General features: G+C 64.4%; 17 protein-coding genes. 10 read left to right on the forward strand and 7 right to left on the reverse strand.

The features are described from left to right. Positions 1-143: 143 nt before the first annotated feature. Positions 144-536 (reverse strand): (deoxy)nucleoside triphosphate pyrophosphohydrolase, encoded by a 393-nt coding sequence (locus MJD61_15420; GenBank protein ID MCG8556655.1) that lies wholly within the window; start codon positions 534-536, stop codon positions 144-146. A gap of 74 nt (positions 537-610) precedes the next feature. Continuing rightward, positions 611-865, reverse strand: a complete 255-nt coding sequence (locus MJD61_15425; GenBank protein ID MCG8556656.1) for a hypothetical protein — start codon at positions 863-865, stop codon at positions 611-613. Between the two features lie 204 nt (positions 866-1,069). Between MJD61_15425 and MJD61_15430 the strand changes: the two genes are divergently transcribed. Genes MJD61_15430 through MJD61_15445 form a run of 4 tightly spaced genes read left to right on the forward strand, consistent with a single transcriptional unit; the run spans position 1,070 to position 5,231 of the window. Next, a complete protein-coding gene (locus tag MJD61_15430; GenBank protein MCG8556657.1) occupies positions 1,070-2,176 on the forward strand; it encodes a class I mannose-6-phosphate isomerase in 1,107 nt (368 codons plus the stop codon). A 24-nt stretch (positions 2,177-2,200) separates the two neighbouring features. Further along, entirely contained in the window at positions 2,201-3,571 is a 1,371-nt protein-coding gene (locus MJD61_15435) for an FAD-dependent oxidoreductase (GenBank protein MCG8556658.1), read from the forward strand. Beyond that, positions 3,568-4,290, forward strand: coding sequence for a glycosyltransferase (locus tag MJD61_15440; protein ID MCG8556659.1), 723 nt, complete (start codon positions 3,568-3,570; stop codon positions 4,288-4,290). Before MJD61_15435 ends, MJD61_15440 begins: the two co-directional genes overlap by 4 nt. Before the next feature lie 2 nt (positions 4,291-4,292). Continuing rightward, positions 4,293-5,231 (forward strand): polysaccharide deacetylase family protein, encoded by a 939-nt coding sequence (locus MJD61_15445; GenBank protein ID MCG8556660.1) that lies wholly within the window; start codon positions 4,293-4,295, stop codon positions 5,229-5,231. Here MJD61_15445 and MJD61_15450 read toward each other — a convergent pair. Both MJD61_15450 and MJD61_15455 read right to left on the reverse strand, forming a co-directional pair. After that, entirely contained in the window at positions 5,223-5,939 is a 717-nt protein-coding gene (locus MJD61_15450; protein MCG8556661.1) for a ribonuclease HI, read from the reverse strand. The genes MJD61_15445 and MJD61_15450 overlap by 9 nt on opposite strands. Positions 5,940-6,035: 96 nt before the next feature. Then, positions 6,036-7,046 carry an AI-2E family transporter gene (locus MJD61_15455; protein MCG8556662.1) on the reverse strand — a complete coding sequence of 337 codons (1,011 nt, stop codon included), beginning with the start codon at positions 7,044-7,046 and terminating at the stop codon, positions 6,036-6,038. 362 nt (positions 7,047-7,408) lie between these two features. On the opposite strand from MJD61_15455, the gene MJD61_15460 reads away from it, so the two are divergent. After that, on the forward strand, positions 7,409-8,653 hold the full coding sequence (locus MJD61_15460; GenBank protein ID MCG8556663.1) for a penicillin-insensitive murein endopeptidase: 1,245 nt from the start codon (positions 7,409-7,411) through the stop codon (positions 8,651-8,653). Between the two features lie 190 nt (positions 8,654-8,843). Here the strand turns inward: MJD61_15460 and MJD61_15465 are convergent, their stop codons facing one another. Continuing rightward, entirely contained in the window at positions 8,844-9,338 is a 495-nt protein-coding gene (locus MJD61_15465; protein ID MCG8556664.1) for a VOC family protein, read from the reverse strand. A 168-nt stretch (positions 9,339-9,506) separates the two neighbouring features. On the opposite strand from MJD61_15465, the gene trpS reads away from it, so the two are divergent. Next, positions 9,507-10,484, forward strand: a complete 978-nt coding sequence (trpS, locus tag MJD61_15470; GenBank protein MCG8556665.1) for a tryptophan--tRNA ligase — start codon at positions 9,507-9,509, stop codon at positions 10,482-10,484. A gap of 14 nt (positions 10,485-10,498) precedes the next feature. Here the strand turns inward: trpS and MJD61_15475 are convergent, their stop codons facing one another. Beyond that, the gene (locus tag MJD61_15475) at positions 10,499-11,086 is read right to left on the reverse strand and encodes a hypothetical protein (GenBank protein ID MCG8556666.1); all 588 of its coding nucleotides are present in this window, start codon (positions 11,084-11,086) and stop codon (positions 10,499-10,501) included. 300 nt (positions 11,087-11,386) lie between these two features. Between MJD61_15475 and MJD61_15480 the strand changes: the two genes are divergently transcribed. Further along, positions 11,387-12,295, forward strand: a complete 909-nt coding sequence (locus MJD61_15480; protein ID MCG8556667.1) for a hypothetical protein — start codon at positions 11,387-11,389, stop codon at positions 12,293-12,295. On the opposite strand, the gene MJD61_15485 is transcribed toward MJD61_15480, so the two are convergent. Beyond that, positions 12,231-12,818, reverse strand: a complete 588-nt coding sequence (locus tag MJD61_15485) for a TetR/AcrR family transcriptional regulator (protein ID MCG8556668.1) — start codon at positions 12,816-12,818, stop codon at positions 12,231-12,233. The two genes, MJD61_15480 and MJD61_15485, sit on opposite strands and share 65 nt — an antisense overlap. Positions 12,819-13,167: 349 nt before the next feature. On the opposite strand from MJD61_15485, the gene MJD61_15490 reads away from it, so the two are divergent. The 3 genes from MJD61_15490 (at position 13,168) to MJD61_15500 (ending at position 19,170) form a co-directional block, all read left to right on the forward strand. After that, positions 13,168-13,998 carry a CDP-alcohol phosphatidyltransferase family protein gene (locus MJD61_15490; GenBank protein MCG8556669.1) on the forward strand — a complete coding sequence of 277 codons (831 nt, stop codon included), beginning with the start codon at positions 13,168-13,170 and terminating at the stop codon, positions 13,996-13,998. Next, entirely contained in the window at positions 13,998-15,239 is a 1,242-nt protein-coding gene (locus tag MJD61_15495; GenBank protein MCG8556670.1) for a phosphatidylserine/phosphatidylglycerophosphate/cardiolipin synthase family protein, read from the forward strand. Before MJD61_15490 ends, MJD61_15495 begins: the two co-directional genes overlap by 1 nt. Before the next feature lie 229 nt (positions 15,240-15,468). Continuing rightward, positions 15,469-19,170, forward strand: coding sequence for an acyl-CoA dehydratase activase-related protein (locus MJD61_15500; GenBank protein ID MCG8556671.1), 3,702 nt, complete (start codon positions 15,469-15,471; stop codon positions 19,168-19,170). The last annotated feature ends 33 nt before the right edge of the window (positions 19,171-19,203 follow it).

The following is a 19,203-nucleotide window of genomic DNA, read 5'->3' on the forward strand; positions in this document are numbered from 1 at the left end:
GGCGCCCGCTGGCGGCGTTGGGACCTCCTCGAATATGCGCTGCACAGCATCGAAATGAACCGCAGTCTTCGTCGGTCCGCCTTGCCAGCGAGCCCCACTGCAGGCCCCAACCAACCAGGATTCCTGTGGCGAGGCACTAGCCCTCATAGGTTCAAAAGCTGGTTCATGGAAGCCTCGTCTGCCGGCGTGAATGCGAACTGATCGAATTCCCCGGAAGTGATCCAGCGATAACTCTGGACCGCTCGGGTCACGATCCGCGACCCCCGCAGTGTGCACTCGTACAGGTACAGATCGACGGTGTAACTTGGATACGGGTGGCTGACGAACGATATCAACTGACCCACGTCGACGTCCGCTTCCAGACGTTCCCCGAGCTCGCGGCGCAGAGCACCCGCATCGGACTCCCCAGGCTCGACCCGCCCGCCGGGGAATTCCCAAAGATTGGGCAGGACCGCGCCTTGGCGGCGCTGGGTTATCAGATAGCGCCCCTCGGACTCGATCACCGCTGCTACGACGCGGATCCTTCTCTGCTGCATGCGACTGGTCTTACTACTCTCGCAGACTGAGTGTACGCGATCAGGGATCCAGGACACTAGCCAAGCTGCCGACCTCAGTGCAAGGGGTAGCCGCTGACGGTGTCCAGGTGGGGGCGCTCGACGGAGACTACACAGCTCGTGATCAGGTCTCTGCCGCTGTTCTCGAAGCAGATCGACTCGCCGATGCGGGGTAGCCCCGGATTGGCACGAATCGACCCGTTGTCACAGAAGCGGATGGCACCCTGCACCCGCTGGCGCAGCGCAAGGTGCCGGACCAGCCAGCGGCCGCTGCTACGATCGCGGACGGCCACGCAGGTATCCTTGCGCATGTGGTACTCCGTGTTTCGGGTAACGTAGACTCTGTGGATTCTTCTCTCGGGTCCCGAGTAAGCCATCAGCCGACCTCCCACCAGTCACCGCTGGTATTAAAGTCAAGATAGGGCTCACCGATCCCCAACGCCAAGTTTTCGGCAGCGGCCGGTGGTCCGCCGACTCGGTCGGCGCCGGTACGCGAGATCGTGTATAGATCCCACGTGAACGAACTGCTGCCCTTGCTGCTCGAACCGAACAACTTCGCACCCGAAGAGCGCACGCCGTGGGGTGGCAACAAGCTGGTGCGAGGGACCAAAGCCGGTCTGGCGCGAGGGAGCGCGGCCGCAGCGGGCGCCGGCTCCGTGGGCGAAGCGTGGGAGCTGTCCCTGGGTCCCGAGCTCCCGAGCCGGCTGCTGGAAGGTGGGGCGCCGCTCGCAAACGCGATCCGGACGAGCCCGCTCGAGTGGCTGGGCGCCGAGGCCCGTCTCGGGCGTGCCGGGACAGCCCTGATGGTCAAGCTCATCGACACCCGCGAACCGTTGTCGCTACAGGTTCACCCGCCTGACAGCTACGAAGGGCTGGGGCCTGACGAATCGGGAAAGGAGGAGTGCTGGTACGTGCTGGACTGTAGACCGGGGTCCGGGGTGATGCTCGGTTTCCGTCCCGGTGTGACGCGGGCGCGGGTTGCCCGCTGTCTCGCAGCTGGCCGCGATCCGTCCCACATGCTGCAGTTCGTGCACGTCGCTCCGGGCGATTTCTTGATGGTCGCGCCAGGAACCCCTCACGCCATCGGCGAGGGCCTCACGTTGGCTGAGGTCCAACATGTGCTCCCGGGACACCGGGGCGTGACCTACCGCTACTGGGATTGGGGGCGGCGCTACGACGAGGACGGGAAACCGAGCACAGGGGGTGAGTCGCGAACGCTGCATGTCGAGTCCTCCCTGGCGGTCACCGCCTGGGATACCCACGTGAATCCGGAGCGAGCTCGGGCCCGGATGGGCCGCGTAAACCGACACGCACAGCCGGCGATCCAGTGGCTTTGTGGTACCGGGACAGCACGGGTGGCCTCCACGCGGTTGCGCGTGGGCATCGTAGCAGGTCACGGATCGCTTCCACTGCCCGCGGCCAATGTGCTTAGAGCACTCACGGTGTTCGATGGGCGAATCGAGCTGCTCTCACGTCCCCGCTGCAGCGTGCCTTGCGGCTACACGGCCGTGCTGCCGGCCAGTTTGGGGCCGCTAACAGCGCGGCTCCACGGCGCCCACGCCATGCTCAGCGCCGTCCTGATTCCGCATCCAGACCGAAGCGAGCTGCCCGCGAAAGCATGACCCACGCGTTTGGACGAGGGCCGGGTGCCGCTGGCAATGGCGAGGCGCAACGACGAGGAAGCCTTGACGCGAGCCGCGCCCTGGTGGAGATTCGACCGCCCCATGAGCCAGCCGCCCGTTCAGATCCTCGGCGCAGGCCTGACAGGAATGTCCGCGGCATACCATCTGGGCGACGACTGCGAAGTACACGAGAAGCAGCGACGCGCGGGCGGTCACGTGGTCACCGACGAGGACCGGGGCTTTCGCTTCGACCGCACCGGCCACCTGCTGCACCTCCGCGACCCCGACATCAGCAGCTGGGTCAAGCAACTGCTCGGTGAAGATGCGCTTCAGATCAGTCGGCGCAGCAGAGTCTTCAGCCATGGCACCTATACGCGCTATCCCTACCAGGCCAACACCTTCGGACTGCCGCCAGCGGTAGCCTACGAATGCCTCATGGGATTCCTCGAGGCCCTGGCCCGGCGCGAGCAGATGCCCGAGCCCGCCAGCCTCGAAGACTACTTCCTGAAGTTCTTCGGGGCAGGATTCAGCCGCCACTTCATGGTGCCCTACAACACCAAGCTGTGGGGCGTTCATCCACGTGAGATCACGGCCGACTGGTGTTCGCGCTTCGTCCCCCTGCCGACGCTGGAGGACGTGATCGCGGGTGCCGTGGGGCTCGGCGGCCGGGAGCTCGGATACAACGCGACCTTCACCTATCCGCGTCGCGGCATCGGAACCCTGAGCGATGCCATGCGCGATCTGCTAGGCAGTACGATCCGTCTTGGCAGCGCGCCACGCAGCATCGACTGGAGGGCCAAACGCCTGATCTTTGAAGACCGAGCCGTTCCCTACTCCGTGTTGATCTCGAGCGCACCGCTGAACAAGCTGGTCGCGCTGCTGAGTGGGCCGCCCCCGGAAATCATCGCGGCCGCAGCCAAGCTCCGCTGCAACGGGCTCTATTACCTGGACGTGGCCCTCGACGTCCCCTGCGGCGTGGACCTGCACTGGGCTTATGTCCCCGAAGAGCGTTTCCCGTTCTACCGCGTCGGCTGCTACTCGAACTTCAGCGCCGAGATGGCCCCGGAGGCAAAGGCCAACCTGTACGTGGAGCTCTCGTCGCGAAGCCCACCCGATCTACGTGACCTCAGCCCGCAGATCGTGCAGGGGCTCGTGGAGATGGGCCTAGTTCGCAGCAGCGACGATGTGCTGTTCATGCGCTTGCGGCACATGGAGCACGCGTACGTGGTCTTCGACCACGAATACTATGGTGCGCTCGCGTGCATACAGGACTTCCTAACACACGAGAATATCCTCAGCGCGGGGCGCTACGGCGGCTGGAACTACTCCTCCATGGAGGACGCGCTGATCTACGGGCGTGAGGCGGCGGTCCGAGCGCGAGCGTTGATCGGATGATCTACCGAGACCAGGCACCCTACGTTACGGTCGTGATTCCGGTCTACGACGAGGAGACGATTCTCGAATCCGCGGTGAGGGAGCTCCTGGGTCGTCTCGATCGCTTTGGTTGGTCCTATGAGCTTGTGCTCTCCGAAAACGGATCCACCGACGCGACCCGCCAAATCGCATCGGATCTGGCTCGAGAGTTTCCGCAGGTGCGGCAGCTGAACACCGAGGGTGCGAACTACGGCCGCGCGCTGCAGAGGGGAATTCTAGAAGCGCGGGGGCAGTATGTGATTTGTGACGAGATCGATCTGTGCGACACGGATTTCCACCAGCGCGCCATGGCGATCCTGGAAACCGGGGGCACGGACTTCGTCGTGGGATCCAAAGTCGCCGCCGGGTCCGAAGACCAGCGCCCGCTTGTGCGCAGGCTGGGAACGTTGATCATCAACGGCCTGCTGCGCGCGTTGCTCGGTTTCAAAGGCACCGACACCCACGGGCTCAAGGCCTTTCGCAGGCGCGCGCTCAGCGACCTTGCCGAACGCTGCGTGGTCGATCGGGACCTGTTTGCGAGCGAGTTCGTCATCCGCAGCGAGCGGGCGGGCATCGGCATACGTGAGATACCGGTGCGGGTACTGGAAAAACGGCCGCCCTCCATTCACCTTCTGCGGCGGGTGCCCAACGTGCTGTTCAATATGGGACGCCTGGTGCTAGCCATTCGCCTCAAGAGCTAACCGTGCGCCTGGCTGCAGTATCGGTCGATCTCGATGAAGTGCCTTGCTACGCAGCAATTCACGGCCTTGATCCGCCCCACACCGCGGCTGCCACGGCCGTGTACCGGCGCGCGCTCGCACGCTTCGAAGCCTTGTTCGGGGAGCTCGATCTGCGGGCAACGTTCTTCGTAATCGGCCGCGACTTGAGGTCTTGCGGCAATGCCGATCGAATCAGGAGGTTGCATGAGTCGGGTTACGAAATCGGAAACCACTCCGACAGCCACCTGTACGACCTGAGTCTGCGCGCTGTCGAGGTGATGCGCGGGGAGGTTGCACGCTGCAGCGAGCTGATCGCGGACTGCATCGGGAAGCGACCGCAAGGGTTCCGCGCCCCCGGCTACAGGATGAGCGCTCCGCTGTACGACGTGATCGCCGAGCAGGGTATGGTTTACGACTCGAGCCTGTTTCCTTGCCCTGTCTACCACCTGGCGAAACTGTGCGTGCTTGCACTCATGAAAGCGCGAGGTCGGACAAGTGCCGCCGTGATCGACGACCCTCGCACACTGAGCGCAAGCGCGGACCCGTACCGGGTGGGACACCCCCACTGGCGAGCAGGCACGGGCGTGCTCGAGCTCCCTATCGGAGTAACACGAAACCTGCTGGGCCGCCTGCCCTACATCGGCACGAGCTTGATTGTGGGCGGGCAGCGGGGCACGGAGCTGCTTACGCGCGCTGTGCTTGGCCGACCCCTGGTCAACCTGGAGCTGCATGGCATCGACCTATGCGACCGAGAACATGACGATCTCGGTTTTCTTGCTGCCCACCAACCCGATCTGCGCGTGGCTCTGGGGGCCAAGGAGCGTGCGTTGCGGCTGGCGCTGACGATGCTGCGGGATAACGGCTACACCTTTGTTACGCTCGCTGAAGCCGCACAGCACTTCGGGCAGGGTCAATTAAGCTAGCTGGGGTGAGGGGTCGGGTTTGGGGACGGCGGTCCAACCCTCGCTGGCCCCGCCGTCCACCGCGCGCCGGGCCAGCTCGTCGGCGCGCTCGTTGAGCTCGACCCCAACATGTCCAGGCACGTGAAGCAGGCGCACGTCCGGCAGGCGTTCCAGCTCGGCCTTGGCGCGCGCGATCAAGGTGATGTTGGCCTTCGCTCGCCAACCCTTGGTCAGCACGCCGATGGCATAGCGGCTGTCCGTATAGATGCGTACGGGACGCCGGCTCCCCGCCACAGCCTGGACCGCGCGCACAATGGCGCTTAGCTCTGCCACGTTGTTGGTCGCCCTACCCAGGTACTCCGAGAGCTCGTGGCGGGCCCCACCGTCCAGCAGCACGACGCCGAGCCCTGCCGGACCCGGATTGCCGCTGCAAGCCCCGTCGGTGTAGGCAACGATGGGATCGTCCGAACGCCCATCTGCCGGCATCAGGCTCGGACTGTCGGCGTGACGCGGCGGCTGCTTGGGCGCAATGCGCTTGCCGCCCCGCGACGCCCCCGGCGGAAGCGCGGAAACCGATGCGCAGGCGTCATCGGGTAGGGGCGCGACGCCCGGCGTTGGCGTGAGATTCTGCTGCGCAGCGAAATAGGCCCTAGACGCCTGCCGCGTGTAGCGAACTTCCACCCGTCCCCGCTCGGCAACCAGCCTGCCCTGCTGGTCACAGCGGGCCAAGACCGGCTGACCTCGCAGCGTAGCCTGCAACCAAGGCATTCCCGGGTCTACCACGAGCGGCAAACGGCACAAGCGAAACCACCTGGCGACCAGCGGCTAGCCCTCGCCGGCGCCGAAAAAGCGACTCTGTTTGTAGTGGCTCAAACCGTGGATCAGAAAGACTTTGACCACCGCGGCCATGGGCAATGCCAGCAGGACACCCGTAAAACCGAACAACTCGCCGCCCGCCATCAGGGCGATGAGCACCCACAGGGGCGACAGACCGATCCGGTCTCCCACGATGCGCGGGGTGATGAGAAAGCCCTCCAGCAGCTGGATGACCACATAGACCGCGACAACCAACGCCAGCTGGAGCCACCCGGTCCAATTGAGCAGCACGATCAGCAGCGCGAGCCCCAGCGCCACCGCGCCGCCGACATAGGGAATGAAGGAAATCAGGCCGGCGACCAGACCGACAGGCAGCGCGAGGCGCAGACCGACAAGGCCGAACCCAGCGGCGTAGAGCACGCCGAGCAACAGCATGACCGACAGCTGGCCACGCACAAACTGACCGAGGACGTTGTCGACATCGGACGCAAGTACCCCCACGAGCTTCCGATGTCGCGGAGGAACGAGCTCATGGGCTGCTGCAACGATACGGTCGAAATCCACCAGCAGATAGAACGCCAAGACCGGCACCAGGACCGCAGCGGCTGCAGCCTGGACCACGGACGCGGTGCCTCCCAATGCCCAGCCGACAGCATGCATGACGGGCGCGAACACGCTGCCGCTCAGCGATCCAAGGTCGATCGGCAAGCTCTCGACGAGCTCCTTCATCGTTGCCGGAAGCGGAGCTCCCAGCGAGGTCAGCCATGGCCGGACGGCCGCCAGCACACGCTCCGCGCTGGCTGGCAGTTGGCGGGCGAAGGCAACGACATCCTGAACGACACCAGGCAGCGCGAGCAGCACGAAGGCCCAAAGGGCGCCCAGCACCACGAGCAGCAGGATGGCCGCCCCGAGCGAGCGCGGGATCCTCAGTGACTCGCAGCGGTCGAGCAGCGGATCCAACAAGTACGCGATCAGGAACGCGAACACGACGGCACCCACGACCCCGCGCAGCTGAAACACCAACCAACCGAAGCCCAATACGAGCCCAGCAGCTAGGAGCCAACGCACAGCAGTTGGAGGTGGGGACACAGCGGTTCGAGGTGGGGACACAGCGGTTCGGGGTTGGGACACAGCGGTTCGAGGTGGGGACACAGCGGTTCGGGCTCTGGACGCGGCAGTTGGAGGTTGGGACGCGGTAGCTGGAGGTTGGGACGCGGCAGTTGGAGGTTTTGAGACCGTGCAGTTGGAGGTTTTGAGACCGTGCAGTTGGAGGTTTTGAGACCGTGCAGTTGTACCACCGCTTTGCCATTTTTTTGTCTGAAACCGGCTATTCGCGTACAGCTGTACCTATGTCGGACTCTGTGCAGAGGCACATTGGGAAAGTGCTTCGTCTGCTAGCGATACCCTTTTTGACACTTCTGGTGGTGCTGCACTGGATCGGGGGGAGCGCAGCAGCCGATCCGCGAACATGGATCGTACGATCGGGCGACGCCCTATGGACGCTCGCAAACCGCTTTGAAGTCAGCGTGGAACAGATCCGGGCCTGGAACAATCTGAACGACAACACGCTGCAGATAGGCCAGGAGCTCGTGGTTGCAGGCAAGCCCGGCGCTCCGACTCCCGCGACCAGCGACGAGGGCGTGGCAGATACGCCAGCTTCGGCGCTCACGCCGGCTTCATTGGCGAAAACCTACCGCGTACGCCAGGGCGATACGTTGAGCGAAATCGCCGAGCGTTTCGCGCTCGGCATGGATCAGCTCCTAAGCCACAATCCTAGCTTGCACCCGGATCGCATCCGCGAAGGTCAGATCCTGCACCTGGCCACGGCCCAGCGCCAGATCGCCTATGAGATCCAGCCTGGGGATTACGCGGGCGCCATCGCCGCACGCTACGGAGTCAAGATCACCGACATAGCACGCTGGAATCCCGGGCTCGATCCAGACCACATCCGGGCTGGCGGCACGCTCGTCATCTACACCGAGCGGCCGGCTTCGCACTCGCAGTCACTGGGTTCCCCGAGCGACGGAAGCTTGTTGCGCGGCCGCCGTCTGCCGCGCCATTCGGGCTACGTAATCCGCGACAGCGCCCGGGCTTGGGGCACGCTGGAAACCGTGCAGGCGCTTGTTTCCGGCTTCGACGCCGTGCGCAAAGCACACAAGAAGCGGGTGCGCGTGCGCGTTCACGACCTTAGCCTGCGCAACGGCGGACCCATGCAGGGTCACAGCAGCCATCAGAGCGGACGCGATGTGGACCTCGCATACTACCAGCGTCGTTGTCCGAGCTCGGTGTGTCCCTTTCAGTACCTGCACCCCTCGCAGCTCGACGTGGCTCGCCAGTGGACCCTGCTCGAGCACTGGTTGGCGCGCGAGCAGCTGGAGGCAGCCTTCGTCGACTACCGGCTGCAAGCACGGCTCTACCGGCATGCACGCGCGCAAGGCGCCAGTCGGAGCGAGCTGCTGCGTTGGTTTCAGTATCCCCGTGGACCAGGCCATCCGGCCGGAATCATCCGGCATTACCCGAAGCACGCCGATCACATCCATGTACGTTTCGTCTGCCACGAGTCCGACCCGGACTGCAAGGCGTTCCGGGTGTATACGGATCGGCGCGTCCGCTTCGCGCGTCGCTAGCCCGCATCGGTCACCAACTTGCGCTACCGGTTGCGGCGAAAGTGCCCGCGCACGCCGGCGGACGCCAACCCTGAAGCTGTAGAGCGGCCGGCCCCTTCCTGGCATCGTTGGATTACGAACCCACAACGAACAGGAAGGAGCCGACTATGGACTACTCGCCAACGCCGTTTTATGCAACCTGGGGGTTGACTCACGCGCCCGCGTCGCCTTCGGCCCGCTCGTAGGCTTGCACGACGCTCGGGGGCGCCTGCACGAGCTCGATCAGAACGCCGTGTCCGCACAGGGGAGCGCTGGCGCTTGCCTTGGGATGAATGAAGCAAACGTCATGACCTGCGCCGCCCGGACGGATGCCGCCGGCAGCGAACCGGACACCGCGCGCGCTCAGCCAGCCGACTGCGGCGTTCAGATCGTCGACCCATAGCCCGACATGGTTGAGCGCCGGCTCGGCCACGCGCGGTTTGCGCGCGGGATCGAGCGGCTGCATGAGGTCGATTTCCACCTGCGTCGCACCCGCCCCGGCAACGACGATATCCTCGTCCACGTTCTCGGCCACACTGCGATGGCTTGCCCTGACCTCGAGCCCCAGCAGACCCACCCAAAGCTCGCGCAGCCGCGCCTTGGATTCGGCACCCAGCGCGACCTGCTGGACACCGAGCACGCGAAAGGGACGAGATGGCGCGATCATGGCCCAGAGCCTATTTTGCCACGAGCCCCTGGGACCCGTCCAAGGACGGTTCGATCGGCTGCGGTCGTGCAGGGCGGCGCGCTCCCGGCCTTCGTCCTCGCAATAGCGCCTCGGAACCTGCTATGTGAAGCGCCGTCGCACGCGACCATGCACCAGCGTCGAGACACCATGAAGACTTCGCTCACCGGTATCAAGCCCACGGGTGTGCCGCACCTTGGCAACTACTTCGGGGCCATCAAGCCCGCTCTCGAGCTGGCACAGCAGCACCGCTCGCTCTACTTCGTTGCCGACTACCACGCCCTTACCAACGAAAAGGACCCCACGCGCTTGCGGCGCTCCGTCTACGATGTCACCGCTGCATGGCTCGCCTGCGGCCTGGATCCCGAACGGACGCTGCTCTACCGCCAGTCGGCGGTCGGCGAGGTGTTCGAGCTTGCATGGGTCTTTGCCTGTGTCGTCGCCACCGGCCAGCTCGAGCGTGGCCATTCCTATAAAGATGCGCTCGCCAAGGGTGCGAGCGCCAACGCCGGCCTGTTCAACTACCCGCTGTTGATGGCCGCCGACATCATCTTGTACGACGCGGATATCGTCCCCGTGGGCAGGGACCAGCTGCAGCATCTGGAGCTGGCACGCGACGCGGCCATCCGTGTCAATCACTTGTTCGGGCAGGGCACGCTCGTGGTGCCCGAAGCTCGGCTCACGGGAGCACCTGTGGTTGCGGGCCTGGACGGTCGCAAGATGAGCAAGAGCTACGACAACACCCTGCCGCTGTTCGCTTCGGCCAAGGCCTTGCGCTCGGCCGTGATGAGAATCAAGACGGACTCCACCCCCCTGCAAGCCGAGAAGAGCGCAGAGGGGGCAACGCCCTTCGAGCTCTACAAGCTGGTTGCCGCACCGGACCAGGTCGAGCGTATGGCTGCCAGGCTGCATGCGGGTGGCTACGGCTGGGGCCACGCCAAGCAGGATCTGTTCGAGGCGCTCGAGTCTGCTTTTGCACCCATGCGGCAGCGCTACGAGCAGCTGCGCGGCGACGAACCAGGCCTGGATGCGATCCTGGAGGATGGCGCATGCCGGGCCCGGCAGATCGCGAGCCGCACCATGGCACGGGTCCGGGCCGCCACTGGCATCGGGCCCTTACGCTCCTAGTGTCATAGTCGGCACTATGTCGAGGAGGCTGAGACGAGGACGCGGCCGTTTGCGCGGGTGGATCGGCCGATCGAGCCGGAGGCTGGTGACCCATGCGGGCCAAGGCCCCGAGTGGTGTGGCGTGGACCGGCTTTTGCAAGCAACCCCGGATCACCTTGCACGACCTCTTCGGACTCGAGAACGAAGCTGCCGCGGATGCGCTTCCAGCGTTGGCGAAGCACCGTCGAGCGCAAGATGAGCGAGTCCAGCTTGTACCAGCTGAGCGCGACCAGGGCGGTCGCCGTGCTGCGGCTGTCGTCGAGCTCCAGTCGCACAAGCTCGGAGTCCGCAACCTGAAGCTCCCGGGCCCAGCCCCCGCGCGAGTTAAAGAAGCGCTTGCGGAAGCTCGCGGCGATCCCCGGTGCTGCCACGTCCATGCGGCCCCAACGCGCCGCATCGTTGACGAGCTCGACGGAATCGCGCAGGCGCTCCGCAGCCCCCAAATTGCTCAGCACGCAGCCGCCTAGAGCCAGCGCGGGCAGCCAAGCGATCGATGTCCAAACGACGAGGAGCCGAGTCGGCAGGGGATACCGCCGGCTTGCACGGGGGGGTTGCTTCAGCACAAGCACTCCTTAGCCGAATCAACCCGAACCTAAGACGAACCTGCGGGCGCCGGCAAGTTTTCTCCAAGGCACAACGATGTCGCCGCCGGCCGACACGACCGCTCGATTGCCGTTGCGTCGTGCGGCCCAGCGGTTGGCACGCTTCGATTCCTGGCACGCATCGTCACCAAGGCTGCCTTGCGGCCGTGCTGTCCGGTTTGGGCTCGAGCGCCGGCTGCCGCGCCTGCCGAGCAAGGCCTGTGCGCCGCTGGACAATCGATGAGGTTTCGGTTACGGGCCGCGGAAGATATAGCCCAAGCCATGACCGCCACCGCAGCACCGCTGGTCGCCGCCAGCCACAACATCATGGACGGCCTGCAGCTGCCGGCGTTGATCGAGCACTATCGACAGCTGCAAGATGAACGCAGCCTTCATGTCCTGGCGCTCCAGGAAAACCGGCAGGGTCCGGACGGTTTCCATGCGGACGCCGTCGCCCGAGCCCTCGGCGGCCGCTTCCGCGTCATCCTCCATCCCGACGCGATCAGACTGGCGACGATCTTCGATGGCGAGCGACTTCAGCTCGATGAGCGCTTCCTTATTCCCCTGCCATTGCTCGACCGGCTCGGCCCGATCGATCGCCTCTACATCATGGGCGGCCGCGTGAAGCAAAAGTGGGCCCTGGTGTCGCGCCTGCGCGTAGACGACGAGTCCACACTCACGGTTGTCAATTTTCACTTGGACATCGCTGGCAACAGCGAGCACAGACTGCGGCAGACGACCGCGATCGCCCGCGTCTTGAGACTGCGCTGTCTGCACCGGCGCGTCGTGGTCTGCGGCGACACCAACTGCTACGTCTTTCGCAAGCGTTGCCAGGCCGCTGCCTTGGCCAGGCTGCTCGAGCCGCTGTCGAGCCTTGGCATCGAGATCCCACGAGAAGGCGGGGCCACGCACTTCTTTGCCCGCCAAGGCGAACCGATGCTGGCGCACCGGCTTTGCGCCCTGGCAGGCAAAGTCGGGATCGATCACCCGCTTCGCTACGACATCATCGCAAGCGACTTGCCGCTGCAAGCTCGCGGCCAGGTTACGACCGAGGCATCGGATCACGACCTGGTGTGGCTGCAGCTGGCGCCGCAGCGCGCGCCGTCGGCCGAACCACAGGACACGATCAAGTCGGAACGGCAAGGAAGCCGCGGGCGGCCACCGCGAAGATCTCGCCGACCTGATCGTTGATGTTCGACTCCTGCGTGCCGAGAAGCTGCTGGTAGACAGCTTCCTTGATCATCCCCAGCATGCAGGTCGCCAAGACCGCGGAATCGCCCGCGCGCACGATCCCGAGCCGCTGCCCGTCTTCGATCGCCTTCTGCAGGCGCGCCAGTGCCCGCTCATAAAACGCACGCAGCTGCAGGTTGGCCTCCTCGTCGAGCCCGACCGCTTGCTCGAGGAGCACTCGGGTCATCGGCAGGTTATCGTGCAGTGTTTTGCACAACGCGGCGATGTTCTCGAAGACCTGCCGGTGCATGTCGGCGGCGGCTCCCGTGGAGATCGGGAAGATGGCGCTGGTAGCGGCAGTGAAGAGCTCGTCGAGCAAGACTCCGAAGATCTGGCGTTTGCTCTCGAAATAGTTGTAGAAGGTGCCGCGCGCGACGCCCGCCCTCTCGATGATGTCGGCGATGGTGGTAGCGTGATAGCCGCGCTCACCAAAGAGCTCGAACGAGACTCGCAACAACTGGGCGCGACGAGCCTCGGGGGCCATGGCTTCGCTCATCATAGGGTTCCCATCATGCGAGCAACTCGAGCCCAACCAGGCTCCCCCAAGGTGAGCGCCCCGGCGCTCTACCAGGGGCACGGCATCCAATCCAACCGCTCGAGTATACCCCAAAAAGCCCTTGATCCGGGCGCAATCGGTGCCCCAGCCACAAACACGCTTGACAGCACTAGACTGACCTGTCAGTCACACGGGTGCAATGCGAGCCGTCACGGGCCCGTTGCGGGGGTGAATCCTGGAGCCTTTTTGCGGTCGTCCCGGCAGCCGGGCGCGGTCGGGAGCGTTCTGCCGGCATCACCGAGCCACACCGACCCAAGTCTACGCCCTGGATTAGACGATGTTGTCGTGGAATAGCGAAGTCTTCGCGGCGCTCCGGCCGCTGATCGTAACGGTACTGCTGCCGCTGCTCGCTCTGGCGTTCTACCTGCTCTTGGGCAAGCGGCCGCCGGACGATGTGATGGGGGGGCGGCGGGCCGATAGCAGGCTCATCGGCAGGGTGCTCATCGGCTTTTGGTTCTGGATGATCGGCCCCATCGAGCGCTTCTTCGTGCGCCACAGGTTATCCCCCAATTGGCTGACCATGGCGTCCGCAGCTGTCAGCCTCTGGGCCGGCTACCTGCTCTTTCGCGGTGACTTTGGCTGGGGCGGCTGGCTGATCATTGCCGGCGGCACCCTCGACATCCTCGACGGCAAGGTCGCCCGGGCGATGGACGTCTCATCGGACGCCGGCGCCTTCTTCGATTCGGCGCTCGACCGCTACGCCGACATCTTCGTGCTCGCCGGGCTGGTGGCCTTCTACCGCGAGTCGTGGCTCATGGTCTTGCCCCTTTTGGCGCTCAACGGCACCGTCGTCACCAGCTACGTGCGCGCCCGCGGCCAGGCTCTCGGTGTCAATTGCGGGGCCGGCCTGATGCAGCGAGCGGAGCGGCTCTTGTTGATCGGGGTCAGCTGCGTGTTGGCTCCCATCGTTGCGGCGCTCACCGAGGGCACCCAACCGGTGTTCTGGCTCACTGCGGGTGCTTTGGGGATCTTGGCTGTGCTGAGCAACTACACCGCGGCGTTTCGGATCCACAGCGTCTACGCCGCGCTGGCGGCTAGTCACAGCGCCCCCAAACCGGCCCCTGCAGCAACCGAGCCCTTGCCCCTGCGCAGGGCCAAGGCCAGATAATGCACTCGGCAAGGACGTACGAGAGCGCCCGCAGCCACGAGCGCCAGCCTTGGGCAGGGCTGCCCGCGGCTCGCTCGGCTCGCAGCGACACAGTGGCGGCCGCTCGGGTCACGCCCACGCTGCTCGAATGCGGGGCGTCCGCCTACGCTCGCATTGTCTCGCGCATCGAACAGTCACGACGGCACATCGTTGTTCGCTGTTTCGACTGGCGCGACGATGACTCTGGAGACCTGATCGGAAGGGCCGTGCTGCGCGCAGCCGAGCGCGGGGTTCGCGTCGACATCTACAAGGATCTCGTAGGCGCGTCCTACGAGCACTTCGAGGCCGGAAAGCACAGCTTCTTTCACAAGGAGATCGGTGCCAAGAGCCGCTTCGAGGTTTGGTTTTTGCGCATGGTCTACAGGCAGGGCGGTCCGCGCAAGCAAGAACGCAGCGAGCTGGCGGAGGCGATCCTCGGCCATCCGCGGATCACCGTTCACCACGACCGGCGCCGTTTCGACCATTCCAAGGTCTACATCTTCGATGACCAGCGCATGATCCTCGGCGGCATGGGCATCGGCGACGACTTCCAGCTGCGCAACATCGATTTCATGGTCGAGCTCGACTGCCGCGAGGCCGTGAGCCGCTACCACGCCCGCAACCACGGTTCGGCCTGCTTCGATCCTTCTCGGCGGCTCGATTTCATGCTCCACAATCGCAGCATCGACGGCCGGCGCGGCGGCAGCCTCTTAGGCGACAGGCTGGCGCTGATCGATGGCGCCGAGCGGTCGCTGAGCATCGAGATGGCCTATCTGGGTGACCGCCGTTTCACCGAAGCGTTGATCCGGGCGGTTGCCAGAGGGGTGCAGGTCAAGCTGCTGGCGCCGGAACGAGCCAACGTCCTGGCGTCGCTCAACAGGGCGTGCTGCGACGAAATCCTGAGACGCACCGGTGCACCCCGCAACCTGCGCATCCTGCTTCACCCTCGCATGGTGCACGGCAAGGTGATGGTCGTCGACCATGCCATCGTCGAGATCGGCTCGGCGAACTTCACGCCGATCTCCCACGGTACCTACGAGGAAGTCGATCTCTACCTGCGGGACCACGAATTCGCGCGGATCGTGGAAGCCGCGATCGAGCGCCACAGTGCGGGAGCCGCGGTCTACGGAGCGCGGATACCCTACAACCGGGTCTACCAGCTGTTCGAGCGCAGCATCGTGGCTTACCAGGCGAGAAACGGGCAGCGGGCGCCTCGAGCTTGATGTCCTGAAACAGGAATGGCTCGCATGCTCGCTGGCTCCTGGCGCCGATCGAGCTAGCTGCATACCCCGCGGGCTGTGTTGCTCCTGCTCGCGTGGCACCGCCATGGGTCGCCGTCGAGCCCAGGCCTGCCTGTCAGACGGTCAGACGGCCCTTGACTGTACGGCGCAGCCGTGAGAGAAGGCCGAATCGCGCTAGACTGACATGTCAGTCACTCCTGGTCTGGAGACGATGGGCCCGACACAAACCGACCTCAGCCCCCGTGCCCGCTTGACCGGTGATCAAGTTGCCGTCGGCATCGACGTCGGCTCGACCACCGTCAAGACGGTCGTTGTCGATCCGCTGACCAAGCAGATCCTATGGGCCACCTACGAGCGCCACGAGACCCGCCAGGCTGAAAAAGTCCTCGAGCAGATGATCGCCGTCGGCAACGAGCTCGCCGATCTGCCAGCCAAGAACATCCGGAGCTTCATCACCGGGTCCGGTGCCGGCCCGATCAAGAAACCGCTGGGGTCCAAGTTCGTACAAGAAGTCAACGCGGTCTCCATGGCGGTCGATCAGCTGCATCCGGAGGTCGGCAGCGTCATCGAGCTTGGAGGCCAGGACGCCAAGATCATCATCTTCAAGGAGAACAAGGATACGGGAGCCAAACGAGCGATCGCCTCGATGAACGACAAGTGCGCCTCGGGCACCGGGGCGACCATCGACAAGTGCGTGGTCAAGGTCGGCATGTCGAACGCCGAGACCAGCGGTCTTGCCTGGGACGATTCCAAGCTGCATCACGTCGCCGCCAAGTGCGGCGTATTCGCCGAGACCGACATCGTCAATCTGGTCAAGTCCGGAATCCCTTCCGCCGAAATCATGTGTTCGCTGGCCGATGCGATCGTCATGCAAAACCTGTCGGTCCTGACTCGCGGCAACACGCTCCGCCACAAAGTGCTGCTGCTCGGCGGCCCCAACACCTACTTGCCGTTCTTGCAAGCCTGCTGGCGACAGCGGATCCCGGAGACGTGGGAGGCGCGCGGCTACGAGTACCCGAGCGACACGCCGTTGGAAGAGCTGATCCTGGTCCCGGACAACGCCCAGTACTATGCGGCTTACGGCGCCGTGATCTACGGCCTGCACGAGGCGCCCGAGGTCGGTCGCTACCAGGGCGTCCAAGCGCTCAAGGACTTCATCTCTCACGGGCGCGCCGCCAAGCTGGGCGATTCGGCTGGTCCGCCACTGGTTGCAAGCGACGCAAGCCGCGACGACTTCGTGGCCAGCTACAAGCTGCCGGCCTTCGTACCGGCGGTGCTCGAGCCGGGCTCCAGCGTCCGGGGCTACATCGGCCTGGATGGCGGCTCGACCTCGTCGAAAGCGGTGCTGATCGACGAGGAAGGTGAGCTCATCTGCAAGCAGTACCAGCTGTCCAAGGGCAACCCGATCCAGGACACCAAGGAGATCCTCGCAAAGATCAAGAAGTTCGTGAACGATCAGGGGGCGTCGCTCGAAGTCCTGGGTTTCGGCGCAACGGGCTATGCCGCCGATGTGCTCGAGGAGTCCGTTGGCGCTGACGTGAACATCGTCGAAACCGTCGCTCACATGATGGCGTCGGTGAGGTATTTCAAGGACGTCGACGTGATCTGCGATGTGGGCGGCCAAGACATCAAGGTCCTGTTCATGGTCAACGGCGACATCCGCAACTTCCGGCTGTCCAACCAGTGCTCCGCGGGCAACGGTGCACTGCTGCAGGCGATGGCCGACCAATTCGGCGTGCCCGTGACCGAATACGCCGATACCGCGTTCGGCGCCAAGCTGTCGCCGAACTTCAGCTACGGCTGCGCTGTCTTTTTGGACGCCGACCGTGTCAACTTCCAAAAGGAGGGCTACAGCAAGGAGGAACTGCTGGCGGGGCTCGCGCTCGTGCTGCCGAAGAACATCTGGCAGTACGTGGTGCAGATTCCGCGCATGGCACAGCTGGGGCGCCGCTACGTGCTGCAAGGCGGCACGCAGTACAACCTCGCCGCGCTCAAATCGCAAGTCGACTACATAAAGGACCGCGTACCCAACGCCGAGGTCTTCGTGCATCCACATCCCGGCGAAGCAGGTGCGATCGGAGCAGCCATGGAGACCAAGCGTGTCGTCGAGCGCCGTGGCCACTCCACGTTCATCGGTATCGAGGCGGCCATCGACCTGGCGTTCACCAGCAGGAACGATGAGTCGACGGTGTGCCATTTCTGTCCCAACGAGTGCAAGCGAACCTTCATCGACACCCAGACCCCCGAGGGCCGCACCAGCCGCTACATCGCAGGTTTTTCCTGCGAAAAGGGCACGGTCGAGTCCAAGGAGGCGCTCAAGGCCCTGACCCGGGAACGCAAGAAGCTGAAGTCCGCCTATCCGAACCTCGTGGATTACGAAGCAACCCTGGCGTTCAAGAGCTTTCACAAAGCCAGGGAGATCCCCGGCGCAGGCGAGATCATCGACGACGTGCAAGTCACCCAGGGCCTGTTCGGCCGCGTGAAACGCCGGCCTCTCAGGCGCCCGATCCTGCGCTCGGACGAGGCGGCTCGGAAGCGGCGCGCGAAACTACGAATCGGCATTCCGAAGGTACTCAACATCTACTCCACCGCGCCCCTGTGGCGCAGCTACTTCGAGACCCTCGGCATCCGGCCCCGCAACGTGGTCTTCTCCGACTACACCTCGGAGGAGATGTGGGCCGAAGGTGGCAAGTACGGATCGATCGACCCATGCTATCCCTCCAAGGTATCGCAGGCGCACATCCATAACCTGATCTTTCACAAGCACAAGAGGGAACGGCTCGACTACATCTTCTTCCCGTGCATCACCAACGTGCCCACCTTTGTAACCGGTGTGTTGGACTCGACTTCGTGTCCGATCGTGGCCGGCGTTCCCAATGTAGTCAAAGCCGCCTTCACCAAGGAGATCGACTTCTTTGAACGCGCCGGGATCCAGTATGTCGATGGAGCCGCCACCCTCACCGAGAAGCTCTATTTCGAAAAGCAGATGTTCGAGATGTGGGGTGAGCGGCTCGGGATCACCCGCGACGAAAACCGTTTCGCCTGCAGCGAGGGCTTCGAGGCCCTGAGTCAGTTCGACGCGGATCTCGAACGGCGCGGTCGCGAGATCCTCGAATACCTGGAAGCCGAGAACAGAGTGGGCGTCCTGCTGCTCGGACGCCCCTATCACAACGACCCGGGCCTGAACCACGGCGTGCTCGAGGAGTTCCAGGCGCTCGGCTACCCCATCCTGTCGATCCGATCCATCCCCAAGGATCCTGCCTGGCTGCATCGATTCTTCAAGGACGACCTGGAAAAGCAGCTTGTCAATTCACCGCTTTCGGTTTCCGATGTCTGGCCGGAAAACTACTCGTCCAACAGCGTCCAAAAGGTCTGGGCGGCCAAGTTCGCTGCCCGCCACCCTAACGTGGTGGTTCTCGATCTATCCAGTTTCAAGTGCGGCCACGACGCCCCGACCTACGGGCTCATCGATAACATCATCTCCTCGAGCGGCACACCGTATTCGGCGCTGCACGATATCGATGCCAACAAGCCCGGAGGCTCGATCAAGATCCGGGTCAAGACCTACGCACATACCCTGACGCTTCATGAGGAGAAACTCTCTGACCTGGCTGCTCGGCGCGGCGAATTGGAGCGGCTCGTCGAAAAGAAGCGCCGCGACCTGCTTGCCAAGTATTCGGAGCGGGAGGCGGCGATCATCCAGAACAATCCCAAGGCACGTCTCAAGCGCGCCGAGATGGATGCCGCGTTTTCAGACTACATGGCACAGGATCCGGTGCTGCCGGCCTTCGCGAGGGACGACAAGCAGCAGATGGACGTCTGGCCGCTACCGGTAGAAGAGCAGGAATTCGTGCAACCACCCGGCAAGCTGCCGCAGCGTCCCGTCAAGCATCGGCTCCAGGTCGTAGCGTGAGTTGAGCGCCGGTCGGCGCTGTAGATGGAGAGC

The sequence above is a fragment of the Pseudomonadota bacterium genome, from assembly GCA_022361155.1.
GTDB lineage: Bacteria > Myxococcota_A > Polyangia > Polyangiales > JAKSBK01 > JAKSBK01.